Here is a 12,883-nt window from a genome sequence, read left to right as displayed (position 1 = left end):
ACCAACTCCCATGTGCAGTTCACCCAAGCCTGCCCATCAGTTCAGCTTGGGACTCCGCCGGCAGCGCCTGGTAGAGACCCCAAAGCTTTTCCACCTCGCTGAACTCACGTTCGCCGTCGCGCATCCAGCCGGCCAGGATCTGACGATCGAAAGCGGAGAGGCGGCTGAGACGTGCCGTCAGGTCGCCGAGGTCGACCTCCAGAGCCCGGCCACCTACGCGACAGCGTCCACACTCCACCACGAGTTGAGTGCTACGAGATCCATCGGAGGAGACAACCGCTCGCCGTGCAACGTCGAGTTGAGCGGTCTCGTAGGTGCCGCTGTAAGTGTGTCCTGCTGGTATGCCGCAGGAGCGGCAGACGTAGTTGGCCCTAGCGAGAAGCTCACGTCGCTGGACTGCGCTGATTGCATGTCCCTCCCTCTTCTTCGTAGCCTTGCCGGGTTCCCAGACAGGCTCGCCCGCAGAGACGAAGCGCTGTTCGTCCTGGCGGAGTGCGGCATCCTCCCGGCTGGTGTCGATTCGCCAGCCGAAGTCACGCAGGTCACGCATTCGGCGGTCAATCTGTGCCACCCCGTGAAAGTCGCTCCGCAGTTCCTCCTTGGTGAAGGTGTTGCCCTCGCCGATCCTCTGGACCAGCCACAAAGCGGCGCGCTTCATGGTTCCCAGCTCTGTGTTCTTCCATGACGGAACCTGCACAATGCTGCTCCTCTCTTAAGGAAGCACGGTGAGGAGGGGCGACCGGGCAGGAAGGCTAGGTCGCCCCTCAAGTGGACTTCCATTGGAGCTCCCGCGACGCGGCTGCGCAAGCCGTTCGCGATATTTCCGCCAAGTGGCAACATGCCCTGGCATCTGCGACTTAGCCAGAATGTCTGGCATACCGTCTCCCGGGGGAGTTGTAATCTGGTACACCTTGAGTCCTCGCTACGCCTCCAGCCCACTCCTGCCTGCCCCCTGTCCAGAAACCTCTGTCCCGGTCGGTATTGATCTCTCTCGATGGCTGACGCTGGCCCGGGCGGCGCGAGTAAGAAGCGTGTCGTGGTTTCGTCGTCAGGCCTGCCCGAAATGTCGGTTATGCCAGCTCAAGGAGGATGCAATGAGGTTGGGAGAGCTAAAGAAGCTGGATGACGGGTCGCTATCACCTGAACGTTTGCGGCTGGCGCACATGCTCCGTCAGCTCCGCGCTCTTATCACTGAGATGCCTTGTGCGGACCTCGGAAGGGATCTGAACGTCTCGCCCTCGCTGCTCTCGCGCTATCTGGGGGGCCATCGCTGCCCTGAACTTAGGACATGCCTGCGCCTGTACAACATCGCATCCGCACGGGCGGTCGTGAAGGGCATGGGCATGCCCTTCGACTCTGAAGCTCTCGAGAGCGCACACGCTTCAGCATTCCGCCGCCAGCGCAACGGGCGTCGGGGTGGCGGCGCTGCTCAGAAGGGGAATGCGCATGGGTGATCACACGAGCGAGTCTTCCGGGACGCCGTTGGCGGCCACTGGAGGCAAAATCAACGCCATGTACGGGCGCGAGTTGCCGGTCCCCCCTGTCCTAGGGGACCGGCAACTGGATGGCAGACGCTTGGCCGACTACATCGTCGAGAGGATCGAAGCAGAAGATCTTGCTCATGCCCGGTTGCTCCTGCATCTGGCCGGCGCGAGGTGTGCCTCGATCGAGCTCCCGATCATTTTAAAACGACTTCGGGAGGCAAGTTTGAGGATGGCAGCTGAGGCGGTTCTCTTCCATGTCGGCGAGCGCGTAACGAGTGATGTCCTCCGCATTGTTAAGCAACTTATTGAGGCGAAGCTATATGATGACGCTGCTCTGGTACTGCGAATTGCAGTGCCCGAGTAGCTGTCGCAGTGTTCGATTTTCTGATTTTTCTATAGGGCTCACAGCCGTCGCTCTTTCTCCCTGTCGTCTTGCAAGTGCTCGTCAAGTGCAGGTGGGATCGAGTGAAGCATGACTCTTTCGGTTCTTCCAATATCCATCAGCTGAGCGAAGTGGGGGGATAGTGAGCAGCGCATCACGAATCGGAATCTGTGTGACTATGATCATGCTCATCTCGCTAGTAGTCGCGCAATTTGCATTCATAGTCGCAAGAGAGAGCGGATTTGCCGTTGCGGGAGCGCTGGGCTGGGGCGGCGGCACATTCATCGCCGTGGCCACGCTCGTTACCACGATCATGAGTCACACAGGAGCATTTGATCGAGGCCGCAAGGCTCCTTGATCCTGACCTTGGGCGATCGTCCCTGGCGTCGTACCACTGATCGGGCTCTCGCTCGCTGCAGTCGCGTTATGGATCACCTCGTCTGTTACTAGGTCGATTACTGGGGTGGTGATCACAACGGCCAGGGCATCCCGATGTTCGTGGCCAGTCATCGGCCGCCCGACCGTCCGTCGCGAACTATCCTCTGGTGACGTACGTGACCGACGGGATCGAAAGCGCGATGGCGCGGGCGAAGGCCGCGGCGGGGGACCGGCACGTGCACGTGATCGGCGCTTACACGGCGCAGCGGGCGATCGAGGCCGGGGTGCTGGACGAGGTGCAGATCCATCAGATCCCGGTGTTGTTCGGCGGTGGCCGGCGGCTCTTCGAGGTGTTGCCGTCGCGCATGGAGTTGCAGATCGTACGTGTGATCGACACGCCGGAGGCCACCCACATCCGCTACCGCATCCGCCGCTGAGCCGAGCCGTCAACCGCCGCCATCGCCGTCACCCACCTGCCCATCACCCAGCCCGCCCGCGAGCGCGTCGAGAAAGCACCGTCCTGAGCTGAGGAAGTGAAGTCGTAACTCAAAAGCGCGATGGCGAGGGAAGGCCGTTGCCGGGGGTCCGGCACGTGCGAGTGATCGGCGCTTATAACGGCTCAGCGGGCGTGGGCAGGGTGCACGCGATGATCAACTGGTCACTGCTCAGAGCGCGCCATGACGGGGTAGCCGCTTGACCGGAGGGCACGGGCAGGTCGCGGCATCAGGAGACGATGCCGAGCACCTCAAGGATGTGATAGATGTCAGTAGAAGGATCACGTAGAAGAATGTCGCAGGTAGGAGCGTGGCCAGGTCCGCCAGGCTCTGGAGCGGGAGCGCAACGTCCGCTCGCGCATTCGGCCACGAGGCGGTGAGCCAGCTTGACCGCGGCTGCCTGTCGGCCTTCTTTGGTCAGTTGTTCGAAGTGATGCGGTTCGACGAGCTTTTCAAAGTCTGCGAACTCCTTGGTCCGTCGAAGTTTCGCCGGAATCGTTGTACGGTTTCCGCCGAGCCGACCAGGTGGGCCTGACGCGAAGCGCTGACCTTCGGTGATCTTGCGCGGGGTGAGGTGGATCTGGAAGTTGTGTTCTGCTCCGAAACGATGGTTGAGGTGGTGGAAGTAGCTCCGCTCGGTTTGTCCCTCGCAGACGATGAACAGGACGTTGTTCTTTCTGCGGGGCCCGAACCTGGACGTGGAGGTGCGGCTGCGCCAGGGGCTCCGCGTTTGGCCATCAGGTGCGCACCTCCGTGGTCGGCTCCGTGAGAGGACTGGCAAGAGTCTCCGCGATCTCGCCGACGGTCAGTCTGGGCACGCCGCCGTACGCGCCGGCCAGGTAATTTCGGTCGAGGGCTTCGGTCTTGCGGGGACGGGCGTCGGTCAGCGGATAGATCTCGGAGGCACCGGCCTGGTTCTTGACGGTGATGCGCACCTGGTCCCGTTCCAACGGCTGAAAAATGTGCGTGCGGCCCAGCAAGGTCGCGTCGTGGACCGTGCACAACAGTTGTGCGTTGTTGGGGTTGGCTGCGGGATCCTGGAAAAGCCTGAGGACTTCGGCGGCGAAAAGGGGATGCAGGCTGGTGTCGAGTTCGTCGACGAGGAGAGCCGCACCGTGGTCCAGCGTGGTGAGGAGAAGGCCGAGAAAGGCGAACCAGGATCGGGTGCCCATGGACTCCTGCCGTTCATAGCTCAGAGCGACAGCGCCATGAGTCCCCTGGTGCGAGAGCCGGAGTTCGCCGGTCAGCGGATCGACCTTGGCTCCCACGATTCCTAGGTCCGCGACCTTGAGCAGCCCGATGATGCGGTCCCGCTGCCGTGCATCGTCCAGCAGTTTGCGGGTGAAGCTCTGGCGATCTTCGAAGTCGCGTCCTGGGCTGATCCACCAGAGGTTGTGCCGGAACCAGTCGTGGATCGGTTTGAGATGGGGCTGGTTGAAAGCTGCGGCGACGGTCAGGAACAGCGCGTTCGGCCGGGTCTGGGAAACGAGGCCCTCCTTCGGCCCTTTCAGCCCTTCACCGGGGAAGGCGAAGGACTCGCTGACGTCCGCGTCGCGCTCGAACCAGATCTGACGGCGCGCCTGTCCACCGGGGTATGCGTGCAGCCACTCGGTTTCGACTCGCTCGTCGGAGACTTCGAAGCCATAGACGTACCGGTCGCCGTCGAGAACGATGTCGACTTCGAAAAGGGAAGCGTCCGAACGGGCGGCCGGGTCGAGTTCGTACGGTTCGCGCGGAATGCCATCGAGCGCGGACCATCCATGGACGGAGTTGAGGACGGCCTGGCGCATCCAGCGGATGGCATGCAGAACGTTCGACTTGCCGGACGCGTTGGAGCCGTAGATCGCTGTCGCCGGTAGGTAGGCCAGGTCAGGGTCCTCGGCGAGGCCGGCGGGACGCCGTGCCCCCTGGTTGAACTTGCTCGCCGCCAGCCAGATCTCGAACTCGTCCCGGAACGATCTGTGGTTGGCTCCTCTGAACCTGAGTAGCATCACAAGCCTTCTCATCCATAGGTTGCATCCATTCTAAGTCGATCTCTGCAGATCATCTACGTGCAACGCCTCGAATGGTCGATGAGGTTTGCCTCGGTGGCGTCGAAAGCCCGTAGCGGAGGGTCCTTGGTAGGGCTGGCCCTACCCCGGGATGCTTGCCTCCAGCATCGATGCGGCCTTAGAAGGATCGCCAGCTTGGCCGCATGATCACTTCGCGTTCTCGCCGGTGGGCCGGCGTCTCCCTGCCCACTCCGCACGCCAAGGGTTACCACCGCGATGACCCGGCCGGCTCGGTCGCCGTCGCCGCACGAAGGCGGTAAGGCAAGATCGAGGACGAAATGAGGATTTCGTCCTGTTAAATTTGAGAATTGGAAGATCGAAAGAGGCGGGCATCAACGATCCTGCAGCGGCTAAGGCCAGCTCAGCAGCCTGCGGGCCGACCATCGACGAGCCTCCGTCCCCGCCTGCGCGGGTGGCGGATGCGCACGTCGAGGTCGGTCCTTTCCGTGTGCGCGACCAGGTTCGCCGATCGACGATTGGAGCAATGTGCGGAGAAGCTTGTCCACGCTCGCCACCGCCTTCGTGGTGATGGCGGCCTTCTTAACCGTCTCGACGACGGAGGCGGCCAACGCGGCAGTCCCCGTAGGAAAAGCCACGGAAAAAGTCGGGAAACGCGGCATCGCCTGGAAGCCGTGTGAGGAAGAACCCACCGTCGAGTGCGGCACGCTGGCCGTACCGATCGACTGGTCCAAGCCGAACGGACCCACCGTCGACCTGACCCTTGCGCGGCGCAAGGCCACCGACCCCTCCGCGCGGATCGGATCCCTGCTGACCAACCCAGGTGGACCCGGCAACTCCGGCGTGAACGACATCCTTCGCCCTTCCGGGTTCAGCGAGGATGTGCAGCGGCGGTTCGACATCGTCAGCTACGATCCCCGGGGCGTCGCCCGCAGCGGCTCGGTGACCTGCTCGGCTTCGGTGTACAACAAGATCCCGTACGAGGTCATGACCAGCCAGGCCGACTACGACAAGTGGATCGCCTTCAACAAGAAGCTGCGCGCGGACTGCCGCAAGCGCACCGGCCCTCTGTACGACCACATCGACTCGGCCAACGTGGCCCGTGACATGGACGCCATCCGCGCCGCGCTCGGCGACGACAAGCTGACCTCGTACGGCGTCTCCTACGGCACGCTCGCCCAGCAGATGTACGCCGAGCTCTTTCCGAACCGGATCCGGGCCATGGTGCTGGACAGCAACATGGACCACAGCCTGAACGCCAAGGCGTTCCAGGTGAGCGAGGCGGCCGCCGTCCAGGACAGCTTCGACGAGTTCGTCGCCTGGTGCAAGCGGGACACCGACTGCGTCCTGCACGGGCGCGACGTCCGGGCGCTGTGGAAGGGACTGCTCAAGAAGGCGGACAGCGGCAAGCTGTACTGGCCGGACCACACCGACCGCCCGGTCAGCGCCCACAACCTCCTCTGGCTGGGCGTGGTGATGAACGAAGGGCCGGACTGGCCGCTGGAGGCCAAGGTGCTGCGCGCCCTGGCCGGCGGGCCGGTGCCGAAGGACATGCCGGGCCCTCCCGGCAACGGGCCCGTGAGCGGTAAGTTCGCCGAATTCCCCACCGCGATCCTCTGCGAGGACTTCAAGCTGTCGCTCCGGAACTACGCCGAGTACGCCGATGTGATGCGCGGCGCCAACGCGGTGGCCCCGGACATGCGGTACAACCCGATGCCGATGGGCGACATGCCGAGGTGCCAGGGCCACCCGGTCAACAACCCGCAGCACCGGCTGCGGTACAAGGGCAGTGCTCCGCTGCTGGTGGGCGCCTCCAGGCACGACCCCTCCACGCCGTACGCGTGGTCGGCCAACGTGGCCCGCCAGCTCGGCCCCAAGGCCGCGCTGCTCAGCTACGAGGGCTGGGGCCACGGCATCTACGGCAGGACCGAGTGCACCACGGCGGCGATGGACAAGTACCTGATCTCGCTGACCGTGCCTCCCCAGGGCCTGCGCTGCCCGGCGGGCCAGGCAGCCGGCGCCAAGGTCAAGCAGTAGTAGACGGGCCGGCGTCCGGGCTGACGCCGGTCCCACATCTGTTGCCGGGCCGGTCCGGCAGGCATGGTGGGACAGCCTGGGCGCGACCATCCGGCCCGGGCAGGCGGCAGGATGAACCGTATGGAGGGTGAGCAGGACGGCGGGCGCCGGTTCCGGGATCCTGGGGTCCGTCTGTGGCATTCCGCCAGGAAGATCCTGGTCCGTTGCCCGCGGTGCGACGGTCGCGCGCTGGTGGCCGTGCATCCTGACCACCGGGACGGGCACACGTACGTGGTCGGCTGGTTTACGGCGCCGCATCGGCTGACGTGCCCTGCGTGCGGCCACGTCGCCGAGTGGACGCCGCAGCGGAACGGCTGCCCGCGTGGCGGCCGGTAACCGGGACGAGGTGCTCGCGGCGATCCGAGCGTTGCACGACGCCGCGTAGGCCCGCCCGGCTACGGGCGAAGGCCCGCTCCTCGGACGACGCGGCGTCGAAGGGGCGGGCACGACGCAGGACGTCATTTTCCCGGTGTTCCAGCTTTGGCGAAGGGTCCTGTCCGTCCTGTCGCGTCGCTAATCTCCCTCGCATGGCATACCCACGGTCTGAGAGGTCTCCGCGGCCGTCGGCTCGCTGGTATCTGGTGCCTGTCGGAGTTCTGGTCGTGGTCGCGGCCGGCCTGTGGCTGCTCTGGTGGCTGCTGGAGGTGCCGCCGGATCCCGTCGCCGATCTGCGGGCGGGGCAGGAGCAGACCGTACGGCTCGACCGCGAGGGCCTGGCGATCTTCCGGGAGCCGCCCAACTACGCGACCTTCTGCGAGGTGAAGGACTCCGCGGGCCGGGCGATCGAACTCGACCACAGCCCGGGCCCGAGCACGACCGTCGGTGGCAAGGACTGGGTCGTCACCCTCACCTCCGACAATCCGGTGCCGCCGGGCACGTACACGATCACCTGCGGTGCCATCGACGACTCGGGGACGTTCGCGGTGGGGCCCGGCATGTTCCGGCTTCCTGACGCCGTCGAGGAGCGGATGGACGTCATCCCGCCAATCATCATCCTCGGAGGTCTTCTCATCTCCGGTACGTCGGTGGTCATCATTTTCCTGCGCCGCTGGCGAAGCCGACCACGGGCGGGATGACCGGCCGGACGTGCTTCCGTCGAAGGCGCGGGCCATATTTCGAAGTTTTTTGATGCATTCTGCTCTGCGGCGCAGCGACAGTACGATGGCCTGATGCCGCAATCCGAAACTGCGTTCACATTATTTCGCCGGTAGTCGACCTGAAATCCAGCCGCACATAACACGAGCCGCTGGATCGGCGCCATAACGCACCCGAGGAAAGGCGGAATGTGAACGTCAGGCGCATGGAAGTGCAGCCTGAAGGGCTGTCCGGCGACGCCGCGCGGCTGTACGCACTGGCCGGGGAGCTCGACACGATCAGGTCGATGCTGGAGGGGGAGATCGCCGCCAACGAGGGCTGGGAGCGGAACGACGAGGCGGGCCGGCAGCTCGCTGAATCGCTCAAGCTCAACGGCGAAGTCGCGATGCAGGTGTTCGGCCAGGTGATCACGCAACTGTCCGGCACGGCGGACGGCGTCGGGGATATGGGTCGCCTCGCGGCGGAGACCGACGACGGCATGGGGCCGAAGGCCTGATCCATGGAGTTCCCTGCCTGGGCCGAATGGGCGGCCGGATGGCTCGGCGGCTGCGAGTGGCCGGATGTCGACCTGGAGGCCATGCGCCGCCTCGGCGACGCGTGGTTGCGCGCCGCGGACGACATAAAGGCGCTCCTTCCCGCCCTGGACGAGGCCCTCGGCCAGGTGAGGTCGCACAACAAGGGCGACTCGTCCGAGGCGTTCTCAAGCCGCGCGACCGAGTTGCGCGAGTCGGCCGCCCGGCTCGAACAGCTCTGCCGGGCCATGGGCACCCAGTTCAAGGACGCCGCCACCGAGATCGAGTACGCCCAGATGATGATCCTCGCCACCCTGGCCGTGGTGGTCATGTCGATCGTGCGGCTCGTGACCGCGCTCTGGGCCGGCGGGATCACCGCGGCTGCGGTCGCGGCCCGGCTGGCTCAGCAGCGCATGCGGATCACGCTCATCTACCGGCAACTGCTGCAGGCCATGCTGCGGTACGCCGCCGTCGACTTCGCGACGGGCGCCGGTCTGTCCATGGCGGTCCAGGGCATACAGGCGTTCCAGGGCAACCGCGATCGGATCGATCTCGGCAAGGCCGCCATGGAGGGTTTCCAGGAGGCCATGGAGTCGGTGGTGCAGAGCCTCACCCAGGGCGCCATGAACCGCAGGGGCGCGCCGGGCGAGACCGGCATCGCCGACGCCGGCCGGATGTTGCTGCTGCGATCCGCCGGCCACAGCGCGTTCAGCGGTGCCACCGGTGGCGCGGCGGCGGCCGCTGTGATGGGCTTCATCACGGGGCAGCCCGTCTCGCTCGAGGACATGGCCCGGGCGGGCGTCTCCCAATCCGTCATCGGCACCGCCACGGGCATCCGCGAGCTGGTCACCCCGTTCGACGCCGGCCCGACCCCCACCGCGCCGTCGACTGGTCCTTCGGGGTCCGCCGGCTCCGCTCCTGGGTCTTTCCCCGGCCTTCCGGGGGCCGTCGGCCCCGCTTCCGGGCCTCCTCCCAGCCCTTCCGGGCCTCCTCCCAGCCCTTCAGGGACCGCCGAACCCCCTTCCGGGCTTCCCAGGGTGGCGGGCCTCGCCGCCGCGCCCGTTCCCGGGCTTCCCGGGCTTCCCGGGGTCGCGGGCCCTGCTGCCGCGCCCGTTTCCGGGGCCGCCGGCCCCGCACCCGCGGCGGACCCGTCTCTCCCACCCGCCGCACCTCCGGCCGCCACCTCCGACCCCGCGCCGGTCCCATCGGCCGGGTCCGAGCCGGTCTCGTCCGATCCCGCGCCGGTCCCGGCCGACTCCGCGTCGGTTCCGGTCGGCGCCGATGCCGCCACGCCTTCGTCCGCCCCGGCCTTTCCGGCACCCGGCCTCGCGGGACACGAAGACCGCGGGCCGGCGCCCGGCGCGCCTGCCCGCGAACCGCAGGGTTCCAGCGCGTTCGCGGCCCAGCCTGCGCCTGCCTCGGCGTCCGGTCCTGCCGCGCAGGCATCGTCGCCGCTCGACGTGGGTGCCCCGCCCCCTTCTCCCGCGACGACGGCCTCGGCTCAGACACAGGGAGCATCGTCGCCCGCGACGACGGGAACGCCCCCGGCCGTCCACAACACTCCAGCCGGTCCCAGCTCGAACAGCGGGGGACCGGGCGACGTCCCGCTGGGCGGGTCAGGCGGCCGGCAGGTGCGGCGGCCGCAGAGCTTCGGGGGGAGCCCGGCAGCCGGCGCGACAGACGGTGGGCAGGTGCGGCGGAGCCAGGACGCCGGAACGAGCCCAGCAGCCACGAGCAGGCCAGGCGGCGGTTCCGGATCCATCGACCAGGTGCCGACCCTGGAGTCGCTTGCCAGGAGGCTGGACGGCTCACAGGCCGAAGCCGCACCGGCGTCGGGGCCTGTTTCACCCGCGCGGCTGGGTTCACGCGCGGGGGAGGCAGTCCCGGCGCCGGGTCCGAACGCCGTAGACGTCGAGGTGGTCGGCGGTGTGGTCGTGGATCTTGGGGGTTTGGACGCCGTGCCCGCCGAGCGCGTACGGGAAGCCGTGCACGACCTGGCGCGAGACTATCCCGCACAGTTCAGGACGCTGGAGGTCGTCGGCGTGCGGGACCCCGCCGGCCACTTCCCGTACGATCCGAACCTGCTCGCGTACCAGGACGGGGCGGGCGGCAGTTCCGGCCTGTACCTCAACGCGTCCGCCATCAACGAGCACGTCAGGACGTCCGGTCCGTCGCTGGAGGAGGAGACGGGGTGGACGGTGCCTGGAGGGGGGTCGCCGGGGGGAATCGTCCATCACGAGTTCGGCGAGCACCTGGCGGAGCGGATCCTGGAGGACGCGGCCATGCGTGCGGAGCTGAACCGGGTCGTCTCCCAGGTTCTCGGCCGGCCGTACGACATCGCGGGGACACACGATCAGGCGCTGGTCGCGGCGGTCGAGCACGGGCTGTCCACGTACGGCGCGAACACCCCGCGCGACATGATCGCCGAGGCCTTCACCGAATACCGTGCCATGGACAGGCCACGGCCGCTCGCCGATGCCGTGGGCCGGTTCATCGACCGGCACTTCTCCGGCGAGAGCGGCGCCGGACCGGTCGTCGCGCGGAGCGTGGACGCCCTGGCCGTCGCGGCGCCCGAGATGGTCCACGCCCGCCGCCGCAGCGAGTCAGGCTGGGGAGGCGCGGGCGGCCGCGACATCAAAGGGCTGCGGCGGCTGGACGAACGGCTGCACGAGGCCCAGCAGGATTTACGGCGCAACGACTCGGCCGAGCAGCGTGCGGCCCGGCTGGTACACAAGTTGGAGAGGGGGCGCGGCCCGGAGCAGATCGCGGCCCTGGCCGACGCGGTGCGCCCGCGGTCGGAGTGGATGCGCTTCCTGCTGGACAGCGCCGCCAGGCGGGGAGCGTCACGGGGTGCCGGTCGCGGCGGTTCCATGTCGCCCGCGCAGCCCTCCGCGGCCGGGGGGCACAGGCCGCCTGCGAAGCCCTCGGCGGCGGGAGGGCACAGGCGTGTCGTCGTGCCGGACGAGCCGTCCGACTGGGGTGAGACCTACGAATCGCCGGCCGAACGGAACCGCTGGCATGCCTTGATGGACGAGGCGAACCGGCTCGCGGACGCCTATGACCGGTCGAACGATGACGAGGAGGTCGCGGAGATCCTCGAGTCCGCGGCGCGGTTCGCGCAGGCGCACAACCTCGCCGGTGCCGACAGGAGGAACTGGTACAAGTTCAAGGGAGCCGCCGAGGTGGACGACTGGCTGGCCTTCAAGGAGCACGACGACATCACCACGGGGATCGGCTTCATCGGCGACGTGCTGCTGGCGGACTTCGGCCTCACCATGGACCAGCTCCTCGGCGTGGGAGGAGCACGGGGCGGCGCGGAGAAGCGGGGCACGCCCTGGGCAGACGAGACACCCGTGCCTCCGCACGGCGGCCGGCCTGTCTTCGTCGACGACACGCCCACGCCTCCGCACGGTATCCGGCCCGTCTTCGCCGACGACACGCCCACGCCTCCGCGCGGCTTCCCCGCCGTGCAGCCGGGCAACGTCCGCCCGCCCGCAGGGCCCGCGGGCAACGCGCCGGACAACGTCATCCGGCCGATGGACCCGCGGACGCCGGGTCAGGTGCCGCTCATGCACCTGCGCCCCATGGGGACGGAGCACCTGCACCATTACGAGGCACTGCGGCCCGATCACGCCCAGGACATGCGCGCGGGCTATGAAGTGGTCAAACACCTTCTCCACCGCATGGGACGCCGGCCCTCCACCATGGACGACCTGCGAAGGATCCTCCCGCACATCAACCCCACCAACTGGCAGACCAACTGCCCCGAGACCTCCCTCGCGGTCGACGAAGTCCTGAGCGGACGCCCGGCGGTCGCCGGACCGTGTGTCGGAGCAGAGCACGCCCAGTCGGAAAGGACCTTCTCGGCCCGTGCCACGGAACGGCACATGGGGCTGCGCAGCTTCTGGGACATCGACGCGCTCGTCCGGATGGCCGGCCCTGGAGCGCGCGGCATCGTCGTCGCGCGTCCCAACGGGGCTCCCGACGCCACCGGACACGTGTACAACGTCATGAACCTGAACGGGGAGGTCATCTATATCGATGCGCAGCTACGACATATCGGTCCGACCCATAGCGCCAACACGGATTTCACCCTGTTCCACTTCTTCCGTACGGGGTGAGGGGGACGTACGCCGAGGGAGGACGAGGAGACATGAGGCGCCGGCCCAGCATCTGTGACGCGTGCGCCAGGTTGCGGCAGCAGCCGGACGCCGGGCCCGCCGGGCGGTACACGCCCTTCTGTGAGGCGTTTCCCGACGGAATACCGGCCGAGATCTACACCGGCGGGTTCGACCACAGGCATCCGTGGCCGGGCGACGGCGGGGTCCGGTTCGCGATGCGGGCAGGCGGTGAACGCGCCTTCCAGGCCTACCGACGGGGCGCGGCGGCCTGGCCCTGACCCGGGGCGGCCGGCGCCGGTGGAGCACACCAAGGGCTTCGGCCCCGACACGCG

At 67.4% G+C, this 12,883-nt stretch carries 9 protein-coding genes; 7 read left to right on the top strand and 2 right to left on the bottom strand.

The window, feature by feature from the left end:
• Positions 1–19: 19 nt before the first annotated feature.
• Positions 20–697, bottom strand: coding sequence for a hypothetical protein (locus ABGA98_RS00310; RefSeq protein WP_347616116.1), 678 nt, complete (start codon positions 695–697; stop codon positions 20–22).
• A 749-nt stretch (positions 698–1,446) separates the two neighbouring features.
• Here ABGA98_RS00310 and ABGA98_RS00305 point away from each other — a divergent pair.
• Entirely contained in the window at positions 1,447–1,848 is a 402-nt protein-coding gene (locus ABGA98_RS00305; protein ID WP_347616115.1) for a hypothetical protein, read from the top strand.
• A gap of 563 nt (positions 1,849–2,411) precedes the next feature.
• The gene (locus tag ABGA98_RS00300) at positions 2,412–2,681 is read left to right on the top strand and encodes a dihydrofolate reductase family protein (RefSeq protein WP_347616114.1); all 270 of its coding nucleotides are present in this window, start codon (positions 2,412–2,414) and stop codon (positions 2,679–2,681) included.
• 794 nt (positions 2,682–3,475) lie between these two features.
• Here ABGA98_RS00300 and ABGA98_RS00295 read toward each other — a convergent pair.
• Entirely contained in the window at positions 3,476–4,744 is a 1,269-nt protein-coding gene (locus ABGA98_RS00295; protein WP_347616113.1) for an ATP-binding protein, read from the bottom strand.
• A 531-nt stretch (positions 4,745–5,275) separates the two neighbouring features.
• Here ABGA98_RS00295 and ABGA98_RS00290 point away from each other — a divergent pair.
• From ABGA98_RS00290 to ABGA98_RS00270, 5 genes are all read left to right on the top strand, one after another.
• The gene (locus ABGA98_RS00290; protein WP_347616112.1) at positions 5,276–6,784 is read left to right on the top strand and encodes an alpha/beta fold hydrolase; all 1,509 of its coding nucleotides are present in this window, start codon (positions 5,276–5,278) and stop codon (positions 6,782–6,784) included.
• 620 nt (positions 6,785–7,404) lie between these two features.
• Positions 7,405–7,899, top strand: a complete 495-nt coding sequence (locus ABGA98_RS00285) for a hypothetical protein (protein WP_347616111.1) — start codon at positions 7,405–7,407, stop codon at positions 7,897–7,899.
• A gap of 224 nt (positions 7,900–8,123) precedes the next feature.
• A complete protein-coding gene (locus ABGA98_RS00280) occupies positions 8,124–8,414 on the top strand; it encodes a hypothetical protein (RefSeq protein WP_347616110.1) in 291 nt (96 codons plus the stop codon).
• Positions 8,415–8,417: 3 nt separating this feature from the next.
• On the top strand, positions 8,418–12,551 hold the full coding sequence (locus ABGA98_RS00275; protein ID WP_347616109.1) for a toxin glutamine deamidase domain-containing protein: 4,134 nt from the start codon (positions 8,418–8,420) through the stop codon (positions 12,549–12,551).
• A gap of 32 nt (positions 12,552–12,583) precedes the next feature.
• Positions 12,584–12,829 carry a hypothetical protein gene (locus ABGA98_RS00270; RefSeq protein ID WP_347616108.1) on the top strand — a complete coding sequence of 82 codons (246 nt, stop codon included), beginning with the start codon at positions 12,584–12,586 and terminating at the stop codon, positions 12,827–12,829.
• Positions 12,830–12,883: the final 54 nt, after the last annotated feature.

The sequence above is a fragment of the Nonomuraea sp. B1E8 genome (assembly GCF_039871515.1).
Lineage (GTDB): Bacteria > Actinomycetota > Actinomycetes > Streptosporangiales > Streptosporangiaceae > Nonomuraea.
This window is presented reverse-complemented; position numbering and strand designations above follow the sequence as displayed.